We start from the raw sequence: 15,744 nt of genomic DNA on the forward strand, positions 1-15,744 counted from the left end.
AGTTAGAACTAAAACCATGTAAGCTTAGGGTTTTCTTTAATAGTGGAAAATACTATTATATTTGAAACATGCACGATTTGCACAACAAGCGAGATCACAAACCAATTTGGAAAGAAATAATGAACCTACCAGGCGCTTTCTTTAAGGAACTATTGGGTGACTTAAAGCTACTCCCCAGTAAGAGTAAAGAAAAGTCAATGGGGATAAAAAGTTTCTTTTTCCGTTTGTTCAATACGAAAGGAGACTGGATTGTAAAGGCCTACGTAGTTTTTGTGTTGATCATTTTACCATTTGTCCTCAACCACTTTTTTGGACCGTTATTCGATGCTGTCTTTAGTCCTTCACCCGATTGAGTTCAAGCATCCGCAACATCCAGTTGGGTAGTGGCTTTTCTGCCGGCCGCGTACTAATGTCCATGTACCAACCTAGCTTTTCAATTATGGGTAATTTGTGTGTCTCCACAAACTCAATGAGTGTTCCATCAGGATCTTCAATGTAAGCAAACCTACCTGCTGCTTTTCCCATATCAAAGCTATTGGCACTATCCACTGTAAAATCAAAACCACTTTGAGCACAGCGCTCTTTTAAGCTTTCCATGTTCTTCACATCAAAGCAGATATGAATAAATCCCAGGTCACCCCACATTCTGTCTTCATAGATCTTTTGAGGCTCTCGATCGAGAGGTTGTACGAGCTCTACCTCTGAAGGGCCTAAAAGCCTTGAGAAACTCCCTTTCCTTGGCTTGCTGTGTTGCAGCACAACTCTGCGATAGCGCTCTTTCCCAGCATTGAGTTGCTCCCAATCTTCAAACACTCCCGATTCATCAAAAACAACTTTATCGTAGTCTAAAATGTTCTTGTAGAGTTCAAGAGACTTTTCAATATCAGAACAGCCGATTACGACACCATGAGCTCCGCCTGTATTCGTCTTCAGTTTATTCTTAAACCAGCTATCCGTTTCAGTAAGTTCAAAGATGTTTCCGTCAAGGTCTTTTACGTAGTAGTGCTGAGATTTTTTTCCGCGAATGTGAAGGTCGCTCATCATGTATTCAGGGATGAGGTTTTTGTGATAATTGAAACTGGCTTTTGAATTATCAGTTTTAATTTTTGTTGCTAAAATTCCAGAATCACCCCATTTCACATCAAACTTTGCCGGTTGCGGTTTGCGGCATTTGTATTGCCATATTTCAAATCCACCGCCACCTTGCATATTCATCGCAAGAACAGCTCTTCTATCGCGGGGTTTACCTCCGGTATAAGGCAGCATTAATTCGGCAGTGGAATCGTCATCAAACACAGGAGTATTCATACCAAACACTTTCCTGTACCACTTCCATGAAGTGTGGATGTTTTCTACCCCAATACCAATTTGTTGAATTCCCGAAATAATTGCTGCCATCCTACACTACTTTCTCAGGCGTCAATAATAAATTATTTTACGAAAACAGATAACAAAAAAGCCATTCATTTCCTGAATGGCTTTTTTGAATGAAATATGTGATGTGAATTTACTTCACTACTTTTCTTATTACTTCATGGTCATCTAATGAAACCTTAACCAGATAAAGACCATTGTTCCAATCTGCAGTTTCAATTGTAACGAATTTTGAATCTGGTCTTACAGTCAGAACCAGTTTACCTGTGATGTCCATCACTTCAACAAGGTTCACCTCATTCTCAGCGTCAATCCTCAGGTTCTGACCAACAGGATTAGGATAAAGCCTCAACTCTTCTCTATCCGCCTTTTCCCCGACTGATGTCAACGGATCAATCGTAAACGATTTAGATTTTGAACAAAATTTATCGTCATTCACCGTTACCGTGTAAGTTCCGGCACTCAGGTTTTGAAGGTTTTGTGTTGATGCACCTGTACTCCACATAAATGAATATGGTGCAGTTCCGCCAGAAACAGAAATATTTACACCTCCGTCTCCACCATTAGTTTGCTGAGTAACAGTTTCAGAAATCTGTATAGAATCTGGCTGATTAACGGTCACACTCGTCACCGCTGAATCAGTAGCTCCATATACAGTAACCGTGTAATTCCCGGCAGATAGATTTGTTGCAGAACTTCCCGTTGCACCATTACTCCAGTTGTAAGTGTATGGTCCTGCACCACCAATAACATTGTCAACTGTTACAGATCCCGTGCTATCATCATAGCAAGTTAAGTTGTTTACTGTGTACACAGGTGTTGGTGCATCACCAGCCTGGTACATAGCTGAAATGATTGTTCCGGTTCCGCCTGTTGCGTCAACTGTAAGAACCGGAAAGTCACGGCCTTTGGCGTAATAATTATAAGTATGAGTGACCTGTACTGAATCTTGAATAAATTGCCACCCTAAAAATGAGTTGTAAGCCCATACAGAATCAGTTATTGCTTCCATATAATACTGACGAATTACATCATTATGAACCTCACCAGGAACCTCTAACGATCCGTGAGCATCTATCAAGCTCTCAATATGATACGTTCTTTTGAGGCGAGCAGAGTCAACTCCCTGTTGGTTAACTTCCAGAGTTGAATCAATTACAGTTGTATCAAGAAAACTATCGTTTAAAGTCGAAGGGAATTCTATTTGTTTAAGGCCACCATCAGGTTTAACAACAACAGGCACACCCTGACCTGTAATGTCTCCTGAAAGTCCATCAATCACAAACTCCTGATCAGTTTTGCTGGCAAAACCAATTATTCCGTTTTCCAGTGAAATGGCAAATGAGCTGTTTGGAAACTGGCTTCCCTCAGGATAATTTGATTTACTCTCAAACTCAACGCTGTCAACCAAATCATAAGATAATGCCGTAAAGTCCCATGATTGAGCTGAAGAACTCCCCGCACCAACTGTTAAACCTGTTACCGCAGTATCATTGAGCATGTAAATTTTATCGCCTACATTCCCAATATCAGAAGAGTCGATCGTGATTTGTGCTTTTGCTGCAAATGCAGTTAAAAGTGTAAATACAGAAAAAAGTATTTTGTGTCTCATAAGCTAGTATTGATTGAAGTTTGTAAAGTTTCGCATAAAGATCGTTTTATGCAAGTTTTGATTGATATTCAGGTTAAATATTTCTTTTAATTGTATTCATTAGACGTAATTTATTATTCTAAGTTGCGAAGTTGATATACTTAATAAAACCAACTCAATTAAAATAATCGCATTTCTGTAATTATAACCTATGAAAAGACTCAACTAATTATCTTTGGCACAATTGAAAATTCATTTTCATGGCATCGATCAGACAAGAAAAAGTAGCCAGCCTCATAAAACGTGATGTTGGCGAAATTATGCAACAAAACGGCACACGATATTTGCCGGGCAAAATGATTACTGTGACCATCGTAAGGATGAGTCCCGATTTGAGTTTTGCCAAGATATACCTGAGTATATTCCCCACCGATGAACCAAAACAAGACCTCGAAAAGTTGAAGTCTCACGGTTCTGAAATCAGAGGCCTGTTGGGAAAAAGAGTTAGGAATCAACTCCGCATTGTACCTGAACTCGGCTTCTACCTCGATGACTCGCTCGATTACGCTGAGCGAATTGACGATTTATTGACCGACTAAAACTATTTATTTGAAGCTTCCTCTTCACATAGCTCGCAGGTATCTTTTTGGAAAGAAAAAGCACAATGTTATCAACCTCATATCCGGCATTTCCATGTTGGGTGTTGGAATTGGTGCCATGGCTTTGGTCATTGTGCTATCAGCTTTTAACGGGCTTGAAGATTTAGTTGAGTCGCTCTACAGCACTTTTGACCCCGACATTAAAATCACCGCCAAAAAGGGAAAAACTTTTCATCAGGATTCAATCAATTACGGTCAGATCCTCAACATCGATGGCGTCCAAAGCGGATCACGCGTTTTGGAAGAAACCGCCCTTCTCAAAAATGCCGATTTCCAGGCTTTTGCCAAACTAAAAGGTGTGGACACGAGTTTCGTAACAATGTCAAATCTAAGCGAGGCAGTTGTTTACGGATCTGACCAATTGTATTCGAAAAAGGGCACTCCAAATATGGTCATGGGATATATTCTCATGCAAAACCTGCATGTACAGGTAGAGGGGTTTCCAAGACCGCTTAATGTTTACGCAGCTAATAGAAAGGCGAAATCAGTGGGAATTGGGAATACTAATGCTTTTAAGATCAGACAAATTTCGCCAACAGGTGTATTTTCAATCAATGCCGATTTTGACAGTGAATATGCTCTCGCTCCGCTTTCATTTGCGCAAAATTTGCTCAATTACGAAAACCGGATTTCAGCCATTGAAATTAGGGCAATTGAAGGTCAAAACCTAAAGCAACTAAAAGGTGAAATTGAGCAATTCGTGGGTTCTGACTATGAAGTTGAAACACGTTTTCAGCTCAACGATATCCTGTACAAAACCAACAATACTGAAAAGTGGGTCACATTTATGATCCTCTCTTTCATTCTGGTTATTGCAACATTTAATATTATTGGTTCTCTCACAATGCTCATCATTGACAAAGAGGACGATATCCTGATTCTAAAAAGCATGGGAGCTGACACTTCTCTAATGCAAAAAATCTTTTTCACAGAAGGTTTTCTTATTTCAGTGATTGGCGGAGGAGCCGGAATTCTCCTGGGGCTGATTGTTTCTTTCCTACAAATGCAATTTGGATTGCTTAAAGTACAGGGGATGCTGGTTGATGCTTACCCAATCAAAATCGAGTTGCTCGATATTTTGGCGATTATGGGTATTGTTGGAGTAATTGGAGCAATATCGGCTTACATCCCTACAAGAGTCTTGATTAGCCGTTATGCGAAAGCAGGCTCATCTGAAGAGTAACTCTCCAAAATTTGATCAAATGTTTGTTGCAACTCATCAAAATCATCAGATGTTACCAGTTTCGTGCGGAATGGCTTAAAGTGAGAATAGCCTTTGAAGTAGTTCCCGTAATGCCTGCGCATTTCAACTATTCCGGTATGCATTCCTTTCCACTTCACGCTCATTTCAAGGTGTTGTCTCGCTACTTTGACACGTTCTTCAATTCTTGGCGGTGCCAAAACCTCCCCCGTAGCAATATAGTGCTTGATTTCTCTGAATATCCATGGATAGCCAATACTCGCTCTACCGATCATGATACCATCTACTCCGTAACGGTTTTTATACTCAACCGCTTTTTGAGGAGTGTCGATATCGCCATTTCCAAAAACCGGAATGTTCATTCTGGGATTGTTCTTCACATCAGCGATCAACGACCAGTCTGCCTCACCTTTGTACATCTGCCTGCGCGTTCTACCGTGAATAGAAATAGCTTTGATCCCAACATCCTGTAATCGCTCAGCAACTTCTACAATGTATTTTGAGTTTTCATCCCAACCCAGCCGGGTTTTCACCGTAACCGGGAGATCGACTTCATCGACAATTTTTTTGGTCAGATCCACCATCTTGGGGATATCTTTTAAAATACCTGCTCCGGCACCCTTACAAGCCACTTTTTTAACCGGGCAGCCGTAATTGATGTCGAGAATATCAGGGTTCGTTTTCTCAACTACTCGTGCAGCCTGTCGCATAGAATCGATTTCACTACCAAATATCTGTATTCCTACCGGGCGTTCATATTCGTAGATATCTAGCTTTTGAACACTTTTAGCTGCATCGCGAATCAACCCCTCTGAGCTGATGAACTCCGTGTACAGCAAGTCTGCTCCCTGTTCATTACACAGGGCTCTGAATGGAGGATCACTTACATCTTCCATTGGAGCCAACAACAGAGGGAAGTCCCCCACATCAATATTTGCTATTTTTACGCCCATAATTTGATTACAAAATTACAAAACAGAATATCATGATTGAAGTCCGCGGGTCACTTGCCCGAAATTTATTTTTAGGTTTCGCATTGCTTATAGGGTTGATCATCATTTCCAGCCTCGTGGGAGTAGCTATTACGCTCATTTTTTACGGAATGGATGGCCTTGCCGGAATGACAAACCCTGATGACCCAAAAGGACTGGCCGGCATGAAAATTATTCAAATGGCTTACGGACTGGGCGGTTTTGGCTTTGCCGGCATATTAGCTATGAAAATGGCACACTTGCAGCCTTTTAATACGTTAAAAAAGACCGGGAGCTCTCCTGCATTAATGATAGCGGGCTTTATCGCACTAACGGCTCTTCCTTTGATTAGCTTCACCGGATATTTGAACAGTCAGCTTGTTCTACCTGATTTTCTCAGCGGATTGCAGGACTGGATTGAGGCAAGAGAAGAAGTGAGCCAGGGATTAATTCTTCAATTCCTTCAACAGTCTGAGCCGATTGATCTCGTTATCAATCTCATCATGATTGCCATCATTCCGGCTATTGGTGAAGAACTTTTTTTTAGAGGATTCTTACAACGCGTTTTTCAGTCGAGATATAGTGCTCATGTATCAATATGGCTGGCTGCTGCCATCTTTAGTGCTATCCATCTCCAGTTTTTAGGCTTTGTACCCAGGATGTTACTGGGAGCTATATTCGGGTATTTAGTATTTTGGAGTGGTTCTGTGTGGCCGGCTATTGTGGCGCATGCTATCAACAATGGAACTGCTGTTGTGATTTCTTACGTGTACGGTCCTGAAATGGTTGAAAGAGACTTTGAGCCTGAGATCAGTTTTTTCTTTTTGGGAGGCGTAACGTTATCTTTGGTTCTGACCATTGGGTTACTTTATCTATACAAAAAAAGGGAAGCCAGTTGACTTCCCTTTCTATAAACTAAAAACCCAAACTTAAAATTTATCAGCATCCATTTTTTCACGAGTAGAATAACTGATCTTAAGGGCCTGAACTTTTCTTAGCTCTTGTTTTACATCGGTTACAATACCCATTTCAGTTTCTTTATCAACTTTTAAAGAAGTGGTGAGTAGAGGAACCTCAGCTTCGTCAACCTCAGCTCTTCTCGTTTCAATGTAAGGTCCAACTTCTTTAACAGATGCAAAGGCATCATTCAACTGAATACGAGACGCTGTACCGTATGTCTCAGCGTTGAGTGGCTCTCCAATGTACACGTAATTTACAAGTGCTTTATTTTCGAGCTTTTCAATTTCAGTTGCTTCCGGTTGGTCGATAGAAACCTTCAATTCCACTTCACGCATCACAGTAGATACCATGAAGAAGAAGAGTAGCATAAATACAATATCAGGTAGGGAAGAAGTTGAAATTGCGGGATCCTTATCCCCACCGTCTTTTTTAAACTTTGACATATTAATTTCCTCCCGTATTTTTAGGTTCCGCTTCAGAAATACGCTGCGGGTAAACGTCTTTAATAGCGCTTACTTTTTTCTTTTGTCCTGTATCAACCAGGTATTGGAATGATTGGCCAAACTTTTCACGAGCTAACTCATCACGTAACTCATCGTAAGCTCTCGCCAACTCATTTTGTACCTGAATGTACAAGTCATAAGATGTACCGCGGTCGTTTTGAAGAGAAATAACCTGCTTTGAGATTTCTGTTTTACCGAAGTATGGAACTTCTTCAACTTTAAATTGCGGCAAGTCATCTTTTCTTTGCGGATTTGCAATAAATTCCTTTGCAGACTCTTTAAGTTGAGAGATTTCCATGACTTCACCTTCCACCAAAAGCTGATCATTAGCGTTTGCCAATACGACAAACACATTTCGATCCTTAATTGGTGGTGGCTCCACCGTTTCAGGCGGGAGTGGCGGTGGCAATTTACGCAACAACCCGTAATCAGAGTCCATCGTGGTAGTTACCAGGAAGAAAACCAACAACAGGAAGGCGATGTCTGCCATCGACCCTGCATTTATTTCAGGTGTGTCTCTTTTTGCCATATTCGTATTAATTTATCGTATTAAACGATACACTCCTGAGAAGATTATTGAACCAATAGCTCCAATTGCGAGCAGGTAAAAGGTATAAAGTAATGTTCCCGAGAAGTGCGACCACCCTTCAGTGGTGTCATCATATTGCGCGTAGTCAGATCCAGTTGAAAGAGAATAAGCGATAATCACTACAAGTAGCAAACCACCTACTCCAATCAAAATATCCTTAGCATTTTGAGGCTTTTGAATAACACCAACCAATGCACCAAGTAGAGCTACTAAAGTGGACAAGCCAAAGTAAATGTAGCCTACATAAAGCAATGGGTCAGCGTTGCCATAGCTAGAGGGATCGTCCTCGCTCACTCCAACCGCCATAACGAATACAATTACCGAAATGACGATGAGTGCTATCATTAATATTCTTGGTATGCGATCCATATTCTTACTTGTTTTTAGCGTTGTACTTCACGATAAGGTCAACTAATGCGATTGATGCATCTTCCATATCATTAGTGATACCATCGATCTTCGCAATAATGTAGTTGTAAAATACCTGAAGGATCATCGCTACGAGAAGACCAGATACTGTTGTAATCAAAGCTACTCCAATACCACCTGCTACAATACCAGGAGAAATGTTGTTCGCTTCAGCAATTGCATCAAATGCCTGAATCATCCCGATTACAGTACCAAAGAAACCGAGCATTGGTGCAAGTGCGATAAAGAGAGAAATCCAGGAAACACCTTTTTCCATTTGGCCTACCTGAACACTTCCGTAAGAAACAACAGATTTTTCTACCATATCAACGCCTTCATCAAAGCGATCAAGTCCCTGGTAAAAGATACTGGCTACTGGTCCGCGAGTGTTGCGGCAAACTTCTTTAGCTGCGTCAACACCATTGTTGTTAAGCGCGCTTTCTGTTTCTTCAAGAAGCTTTTTTGTATTTGTTGTAGCCAATGAAAGGTATAGGATTCTTTCGATAGCAATCGCTAAACCTAAAATCAAACAAATCACAACGAAAGACATGAAGCCGGGACCACCTTCGATAAACTTGTCTTTAACTACCTGGTGGAATGAAGGCTCTTCAGCAGCTTTTTTCTTTTTGTCTCCTGCTGCTGCTTCTTCGCTTTCATTTGTTGATGCAGTTGCTTCAGATTCATCAGCCATAGCTGTTGTATCAGAAGATGCTGTATCATTATCTGATGCCATCGTTGAATCACCGGAGTTCATTGTCGCTTCAGTTTGCGATGTATCTCCGCCTTCTTGCGCGTATGCAGTTGCTCCAAATGTTAGGAATCCTGCAAGCGCCATTAAAGCAAATAACTTTTTCATGATTGTTGCTGTTTGGTTTTTAGTTATTTTCTATTTCTGGTTTAAATTAATTACGTTTTTACAAGCTCAATATTACACTGAGCGGAGAGAGAGGGATTCGAACCCTCGGTACCCGTGAAGGTACACTCGCTTTCCAGGCGAGCCCGATCGACCACTCTGGCACCTCTCCTTACACAATAAACACTAAGCTTCTACGCCTAAAAAGCGCCACTAAACTACAAATTTTTTAAAACAACAAAGTGTATCGGGTTTTGATTCTAAAAATCTTTTAACACTACTACGGTTACATCTATTGTGCGGTTGGGGCCTCTAACTGTTTTGCTTTGTTGAGCAATGCCTGTCCTTTTTCTCTATTACCGAGCTGCATGTAAGTCACACCGGTGTTTTTGACAATAGAAGCATCATTAGGTGCTAGCTGCATCGCTTTTTCAAAATATCCTATCGCTTCTCCGGGGTTTCCGCTCATTGCATAGACGATTCCCATTTTTTGTAATATCTGCGGATCGTTTGGCGCAACACTCAATGCTCGTTCAAGCATATCTTTAGCTGCAGTTACATTTCCCAGGTTTCGCGCATAAACCTCAGCCCCCTGCTGTAACGCATCAGTATTTGATGGATCAACCGAAAGTGCAATATCATAAACCTCAACAGCTTTTTGATATTGTTCATCTTGTTTGAGTCTGGATGCGCAGGCGATGATATTTTTCACAAACTGGTATTTCCCGGGCTTCCTATCGGCACATTGTTTATAGAGCTTTGCAGATTTCATATAATTACCGGAATGAAAATAAACCTGAGCCATTAAATCGAGTGGTGGAAAATATCCCGGATAAATATTCAATGAAGTTTGAAGGTGTTGAAAAGCTTCATTGATCATCTCATTTTTCTTCTGCTGATTTTTTTCTTCTCTAATCCTTTTCAGCAAAGCATCTCCAGCAGCCATGTGCGCCTTGGCACTACCCTCACTCACTTTTACATCGGTCAGAGCCAGGGTTTGGTCATTCCGCCAGGCCGGGTTCCGACCGAAAGTCAAAATGGCAAAACCTGCAACGGCCACTACTAACAAGCCTTTTGCTACAATCGCCATGGATTGTTTTTCGTCAATTAGCTTTTTACCAAACCAAACGACTGCTATGGCGAAACCGAGACTTGGCATAAACATAAAACGTTCGTTCATGAATACGCCAATCGGAAACAACAGATTACTTACCAGAATAAATGTAGCCACGAAAAAGATGGCTCCAAATGCACTTTTCTTCCTTTTTACAATTCCCCACAAACTCCAAATCGCCAATATTACAGTCAGAGCCAAACCGAGAAGAGCAGCCGGATGTGACATTTCAGCATATCGCTGCTCTACATCGATGAAGGGTAAATGATAGGGATAATAATCGTGCGTGAGCGGATTGGGCCAAAACAACAATTTCACGTAAGCTGCTACTGTCAAAAATATAGTCGCCCATTTTTGAGAGGTATTTGCATTGACAAATGCGTTGTTCATCAACTCTGTAGGTTCTGAAGGTGATGGATTGACAACGCTACTGCGAATAAGAATATAGAGCAACGCCAAAAGAAGCGGCTGCCACGAAACCTGAATGATTTCTTTTACAGTTGAGTTTCTAAAGATCCACAGACTAACAGGAACAACACCTACCATTGGAGCTGCCGTTTCTTTTGACAATAAACTCAAAAACATGAGTCCGGCACCGATCCAAATCTCTTTGCTCTTTTTTGTATCAAAACCTTTGGTGAGCTTGAATGCTGCGAAAACGGCAAAGAGCATACTGAGTATTTCATCGCGGCCTTTGATGTTTGCAACAACCTCAGTGTGTAAAGGGTGAACTAAAAACAAGACAGTTGCCCAAAAGGAAACGGTTTTGAGCGGATCGGTTTTTTCTTCTTTAAACAGCGCTCTCAGCCACATGAAAATCAAGAGGCCTAACAATCCGTAAAGCAATGCATTGACAGTGTGGCTCACTCCCGGGTTCTGACCAAAAAGCGCCCATTCAATGCTGTGCGTTGTCAACGTCAACGGCCTATAGCGACCACCCGACACACGTGATTTGTCGTTGAGCTCTTCAACCGGAATACCGTATTCTGATGCCCAAAAGCCGTCCATCGCATCGTGCTGAAAATGTTTTGAAATCCCCTCAAATCCCTGGCGGGTAATTTGGTTGTTCGTGATGACCATCTTGTCATCGAGGGCGTATTCATAGCTCGTTGTTTGGGCGTACATGATGAACCCCAAAACAACCAGTACAATGTGTATAAGCTTTTTTTGACTCATAGGTAATAGGCTCCTGACATCATCTCACCACGCAACGGGTTACTGAGATAATAAGTGATTTCTTCGTCATCTAAGTTGTGTCCCAGGAGGTACATCATTTTCGTAATAGCAGCTTCTAAAGTAATGTCTTTTCCGCTCACTACACCTAAGTCTTTTAACGCCTTGCCGGTTTCATAGCGAGTTTGATCGACACTTCCTGTTTGACACTGGGAAACATTGTAGAGTAACTTCCCCTGATCGACAGCTTCTTTTAACAAATCGATGAACCACGGGAATGTGGGCGCGTTCCCGGCTCCGTAAGTATGGAGAATAACTCCGCGTACATTTTCATTGAGCAAAATGCAGCGTACTACTTCTTCATTCAGACCTGGAAAAATATGCAAAACGGTTACATCAGAGTTGAAGACGTTATTGACAACCAAATCTTCAACGTTGTAACCGGCAATGTTTTCCTTGTAATATTTGATGGAAACGCCCGCCTCAGCCAAAATCGGGTAGTTGGGCGAGTTGAAAGCCTGGAAGTTTTCAGCACTGTATTTGTGAGAGCGATTGCCGCGATACAACTTATATTCAAAGTAAATACAAACCTCCGGTACCATTGGCCTATCTTCTTCATCACGCGCACCGGCAATTTCAACGGCAGTTAGGAAATTCTCTTTTCCATCGGTTCTGATCACACCAATTGGCAATTGCGAACCGGTTAAAATCACGGGTTTATCAAGATTTTCCAGAATAAAACTCAATGCCGATGCGGTGTAAGACATCGTATCACTACCGTGCAGAACGACAAACCCATCGTAATCTGCATAGTTTTCTTCGATAATCCGTGCCAGTCCGAGCCAAATAACCGGGTTCATATTTGAGCTATCTACCGGATTGTCGAGCGCGATGGTATCGATTACATAATCGAGCTTGTTGAGCTCGGGAATTTGACGAGTGAGATGCGTAAAATCAAATGGACGCAGGACTCTACTCCCGGTTTCCTCCACCATCCCGATAGTTCCACCGGTGTAAATAACTAATATGTGCGGCTTTTTATTCGTCAATTCCAAAAACTTCTTTTGCGTTTTGCGTTGTTATGCGTGACACCTCTTCAATGCTTACATCGTGAATCTCGGCCATTTTTTGAGCGATTAGCGGAATATAGGATGGCTCATTTCGCTTTCCGCGATTTGGATGTGGAGCCAAATAAGGTGCATCAGTTTCCAAAACTATATTTTCCAAAGAAATATCGGTCAGAGCCTTATCTAACTTTGCGTTTTTGAACGTAACGACTCCGCCAATTCCCAACTTGAATCCTCCGTAGTTGAGGATTTTCTTCGCCTGCTCGTTGGTTCCTGTAAAACAGTGGAAAATCCCGAAAAGCTTATCGTCATTGATTTGATCGACTAACTCAAAGAGCTCGTCAAAAGCTTTTCGCACGTGAATAACGATAGGCAGACCTTTTTCTTTAGCCCACGAAGCCTGTTCGAGGAATGCTTTTTCCTGTTCGGGTTTGAATTTCTTTTCCCAGTACAGATCCATCCCGATTTCGCCAACCGCGATGTAGTCTCCCGTGTCGAGCTCTGACCTAAGCTGATCTAATTGTTCCTGCCAGTCTTCTTTTACTGAACAGGGATGCAAACCTGCCATCGGGTAGTAGGTTTTGGGATCTGACTCGTAGAGTGCTCTTACATCTTTGATGGTTTCAGCATCGATGTTAGGAAGAAAAAACTTTTCGACATTTTCCTCTTTTGCCTTCGAAATTATTTCAGAGAAATCCTCTTTGAAATCCTCCAAATAAATGTGTGTATGCGTATCAATGAATTGCATGAAGCCAAAATTAGCAATCCGAATGAAGTAATAATCAAATAACCTTTGAAATACATTGTTTCTTTTTGGTAATTGAAATACTCCTCAAACTCGCTTCACTGAATTTTTATTGTTTTTTGGCTTGATCCAAAAAACTGAAAGATCAAGGCTGACGGAAACCTCGCTCGAATTTCTAGCAGTCACTCACTATTTTTACTGAACTCGCAAACGCCTTTAGCGCGTTTTTCTTTTGAAAAACCCGAAGGCTGAGCTCAGACACAGCAAAAATAACGCTCATTCTGCTGAAATTCTACGCGTCAGTTTCCGAGGCCAAAAAAGCTCGTAGCTGTATAGATATAGGTAAAGCCAAATTTATTTCTCGGCTCTGGATATTGGAAGAACAAAACTGTAAGCAAGTATTATTGCTGTACGTGCTCTAAAATGGAGTCGAACATGAGTTTGCCTTCCGTATTTCCGAGTGCTTCATCAGCAGCTCGCTCAGGGTGAGGCATCATGCCAAATACATTGCGTTTTTCATTGGTTACACCGGCAATGTTATCTACAGAGCCATTAGGGTTAGCATCTGGCGTGATGTGACCATCTTTATCGCAGTACTGGTAAAGGATCTGATCGTTATCTTTCAATTTTTGAAATCCTTCATTGTCGATGAAGTAACGACCTTCAGCATGCGCGATTGGAATTTTATACGCTTTGTGTAAATCGGCATTGGCCGTAACGAGCGACTTGTTTGTAGATGCTTTGAGGTGAATATTTTTGCAGATGAAGCGTTGGTTTTCATTGTGAAGCAAAGCTCCGGGCAATAGGCCTGTTTCACATAAAATCTGAAAGCCGTTGCAAATACCGAGTACATAACCGCCATTATTCGCGAACTCAATGACTTTTTCCATGATTGGAGAAAACTGGGCTATTGCTCCTGATCTAAGGTAGTCGCCATAAGAAAAACCACCCGGCAAAACGACAAAATCAACACCTTGCAAATCGGTATCCTTGTGCCAGAGTTCAACAACTTCCTGCTCCATGATGTTGCGCAGTGTGTAAACCATGTCCTGATCACAGTTAGATCCCGGGAAAGTGACTACTCCAAACTTCATTTTTTCCAGTTTTTAAAGAATGGTGCAAAGGTAGATGTTTTTTTAGAGCTTCAACACGGAACTTAGATTTATGAAATTGAGTATATTTGGGTATGCAAATAGAAAGAACAAAAAACGAAATTTTAATCAGGGTTGCTTCTAGTACAGATTTAACCGGTCTACAACGGATCCTGGATTATATTAAATTTCGCGAAATAGCTTCTAAAAGCAAGGCAACTCAAGAACAGATTGATGATCTTGCAAAAGATTCAAAATCGACATGGTGGGAAGAAAATAAGGACCGGTTAGTAAAGTGATAATCGTAGTTGACACAAATATTGTTTTCAGTGCAATATTAAGTCCCAATGGTACAATTTGCGACTTGTTATTCAATTCTCTAAACACTTTTGATTTTTACACGCCTACTGCACTTCTTGACGAACTCGAACACCATCATCAGAAACTGTTAAAAAAAGTCTCATTCATCTTATTGTTCAATATTTTAGTTTGATATTGACTTCTCCGAGAAAATTCCTATTCTTAAGCCTAAATAGCAAGTCAAGCTCTTTTTATTTCTAACTTATTCGTAAAACTGTTTTTAACCTACAGAGGTCATAAAAAATCCCGCCAAGAAAACTCCAGCGGGATTTTTATTTGAGGGATTTAGTTTATGTCATTGCACGATCACTTTCTCAGTTTGTTCGCCTATTTTGAGCAAGTAAACGCCTGATGAAAATTGATTCACGTCAATTACTCCATTTGCCTGAAGAGTTCCGGTTTTAACAACCTCTCCAGTTAGCGAGTAAAACTCATAAGGAGTTGCGTTATTAACTCCTTTAATGAACACTCGATCATTTGCGGGGTTTGGATAAACTGTCACAATAGGTGAAGACTCTTCTCCCAATCCCGTAGTAGAGCAGCTTGTACTCATCATTTCCTGAATGCTATTCAACCCAGGGCCGTTTTGATTGATAACGAGATAATCAGCTAAATCTCCTGAGTTATTTTCAAAGGTTTTTTTCATGCTACACAATTCCTCCAATTCATAGTTGTACTGAACCGTTAAGCCTACATTTGTTACCGTATCCTTATTTAGGAAGCCTTCAACACTTTTTAATTCAGGATTAAACTTAAAGCCGAGATCTTTTTTTCCGTAATAGTTGGCAACGTGACTGATATAAATTGAGTCAAGTTGCCTGTTATCATTAAAATCAAACAAATCCAATCCACCCTTTGGGTTATTAATTGAAAAATATTTGAGACTATCATTTTGTTGTATCACAAGTTCATTATCTCGGGTGCTAACAGGGTTTTTAATAAGGTTTGGTGCATTCACTTCAATGGAGTTGATTTCATCACAATTTGTTACTTCAAAGTCAATGTGCCTATAATCAGTATTAAACACAAGATCTCCAGAAACAGGTGTTTTTTCGAGGATAAATCGATATACAGAAGAATTAATA

General features: G+C 40.9%; 18 protein-coding genes and 1 tRNA gene. 6 read left to right on the top strand and 13 right to left on the bottom strand.

Annotated elements, in window-relative coordinates; all coding sequences use genetic code 11:
• Window positions 1–68 precede the first annotated feature (68 nt).
• Window positions 69–353, top strand: a complete 285-nt coding sequence (locus RI557_RS07840; protein ID WP_310668542.1) for a hypothetical protein — start codon at window positions 69–71, stop codon at window positions 351–353.
• Here RI557_RS07840 and RI557_RS07845 read toward each other — a convergent pair.
• Together RI557_RS07845 and RI557_RS07850 are read right to left on the bottom strand one after the other, a co-directional pair.
• Window positions 334–1,398, bottom strand: a complete 1,065-nt coding sequence (locus tag RI557_RS07845; protein ID WP_310668543.1) for a VOC family protein — start codon at window positions 1,396–1,398, stop codon at window positions 334–336. The genes RI557_RS07840 and RI557_RS07845 overlap by 20 nt on opposite strands.
• Before the next feature lie 109 nt (window positions 1,399–1,507).
• Window positions 1,508–2,986: a T9SS type A sorting domain-containing protein gene (locus RI557_RS07850; RefSeq protein ID WP_310683119.1), complete on the bottom strand. Its 1,479-nt coding sequence runs from the start codon at window positions 2,984–2,986 to the stop codon at window positions 1,508–1,510.
• A 239-nt stretch (window positions 2,987–3,225) separates the two neighbouring features.
• On the opposite strand from RI557_RS07850, the gene rbfA reads away from it, so the two are divergent.
• Window positions 3,226–3,564: a 30S ribosome-binding factor RbfA gene (gene rbfA / locus RI557_RS07855; RefSeq protein WP_310668545.1), complete on the top strand. Its 339-nt coding sequence runs from the start codon at window positions 3,226–3,228 to the stop codon at window positions 3,562–3,564.
• Between the two features lie 10 nt (window positions 3,565–3,574).
• Window positions 3,575–4,807, top strand: a complete 1,233-nt coding sequence (locus RI557_RS07860; RefSeq protein ID WP_310668546.1) for an FtsX-like permease family protein — start codon at window positions 3,575–3,577, stop codon at window positions 4,805–4,807.
• Here the strand turns inward: RI557_RS07860 and dusB are convergent.
• Window positions 4,777–5,778 carry a tRNA dihydrouridine synthase DusB gene (gene dusB / locus RI557_RS07865; RefSeq protein WP_310683121.1) on the bottom strand — a complete coding sequence of 334 codons (1,002 nt, stop codon included), beginning with the start codon at window positions 5,776–5,778 and terminating at the stop codon, window positions 4,777–4,779. The genes RI557_RS07860 and dusB overlap by 31 nt on opposite strands.
• A gap of 32 nt (window positions 5,779–5,810) precedes the next feature.
• On the opposite strand from dusB, the gene RI557_RS07870 reads away from it, so the two are divergent.
• Window positions 5,811–6,695: a CPBP family intramembrane glutamic endopeptidase gene (locus RI557_RS07870; RefSeq protein WP_310683123.1), complete on the top strand. Its 885-nt coding sequence runs from the start codon at window positions 5,811–5,813 to the stop codon at window positions 6,693–6,695.
• 30 nt (window positions 6,696–6,725) lie between these two features.
• Here the strand turns inward: RI557_RS07870 and RI557_RS07875 are convergent, their stop codons facing one another.
• From RI557_RS07875 to purQ, 9 genes are all read right to left on the bottom strand, one after another.
• Entirely contained in the window at window positions 6,726–7,199 is a 474-nt protein-coding gene (locus RI557_RS07875; RefSeq protein WP_151169280.1) for a biopolymer transporter ExbD, read from the bottom strand.
• Window position 7,200: 1 nt separating this feature from the next.
• Complete coding sequence (locus RI557_RS07880; protein ID WP_310668549.1) at window positions 7,201–7,788, bottom strand: biopolymer transporter ExbD; 588 nt, start codon at window positions 7,786–7,788, stop codon at window positions 7,201–7,203.
• A 12-nt stretch (window positions 7,789–7,800) separates the two neighbouring features.
• Window positions 7,801–8,217 carry a hypothetical protein gene (locus RI557_RS07885; RefSeq protein ID WP_310668550.1) on the bottom strand — a complete coding sequence of 139 codons (417 nt, stop codon included), beginning with the start codon at window positions 8,215–8,217 and terminating at the stop codon, window positions 7,801–7,803.
• A gap of 4 nt (window positions 8,218–8,221) precedes the next feature.
• A complete protein-coding gene (locus tag RI557_RS07890; protein ID WP_310668551.1) occupies window positions 8,222–9,112 on the bottom strand; it encodes a MotA/TolQ/ExbB proton channel family protein in 891 nt (296 codons plus the stop codon).
• Window positions 9,113–9,194: 82 nt separating this feature from the next.
• Window positions 9,195–9,281: transfer RNA gene (locus RI557_RS07895), tRNA-Ser, on the bottom strand.
• Window positions 9,282–9,401: 120 nt separating this feature from the next.
• A complete protein-coding gene (locus RI557_RS07900; RefSeq protein WP_310683128.1) occupies window positions 9,402–11,399 on the bottom strand; it encodes a tetratricopeptide repeat protein in 1,998 nt (665 codons plus the stop codon).
• A complete protein-coding gene (locus RI557_RS07905) occupies window positions 11,396–12,451 on the bottom strand; it encodes an asparaginase (RefSeq protein WP_310683130.1) in 1,056 nt (351 codons plus the stop codon). The genes RI557_RS07900 and RI557_RS07905 overlap by 4 nt, the downstream gene beginning before the upstream one ends.
• Complete coding sequence (locus RI557_RS07910) at window positions 12,435–13,211, bottom strand: TatD family hydrolase (protein WP_310668554.1); 777 nt, start codon at window positions 13,209–13,211, stop codon at window positions 12,435–12,437. The genes RI557_RS07905 and RI557_RS07910 overlap by 17 nt, the downstream gene beginning before the upstream one ends.
• A 398-nt stretch (window positions 13,212–13,609) precedes the next feature.
• The gene (gene purQ, locus RI557_RS07915) at window positions 13,610–14,302 is read right to left on the bottom strand and encodes a phosphoribosylformylglycinamidine synthase subunit PurQ (protein ID WP_310683132.1); all 693 of its coding nucleotides are present in this window, start codon (window positions 14,300–14,302) and stop codon (window positions 13,610–13,612) included.
• A gap of 92 nt (window positions 14,303–14,394) precedes the next feature.
• Here purQ and RI557_RS07920 point away from each other — a divergent pair, with 92 nt between their 5' ends.
• Window positions 14,395–14,598, top strand: coding sequence for a hypothetical protein (locus RI557_RS07920; RefSeq protein ID WP_310668556.1), 204 nt, complete (start codon window positions 14,395–14,397; stop codon window positions 14,596–14,598).
• Window positions 14,595–14,792, top strand: coding sequence for a PIN domain-containing protein (locus RI557_RS11755; protein ID WP_409079689.1), 198 nt, complete (start codon window positions 14,595–14,597; stop codon window positions 14,790–14,792). The genes RI557_RS07920 and RI557_RS11755 overlap by 4 nt, the downstream gene beginning before the upstream one ends.
• 162 nt (window positions 14,793–14,954) lie before the next feature.
• Here the strand turns inward: RI557_RS11755 and RI557_RS07925 are convergent.
• Window positions 14,955–15,744: T9SS type A sorting domain-containing protein (locus RI557_RS07925; protein WP_310683134.1), on the bottom strand; the 790-nt coding region annotated here is incomplete at its 5' end.

Source organism: Salibacter sp., assembly GCF_031581065.1.
GTDB lineage: Bacteria > Bacteroidota > Bacteroidia > Flavobacteriales_G > Salibacteraceae > Salibacter.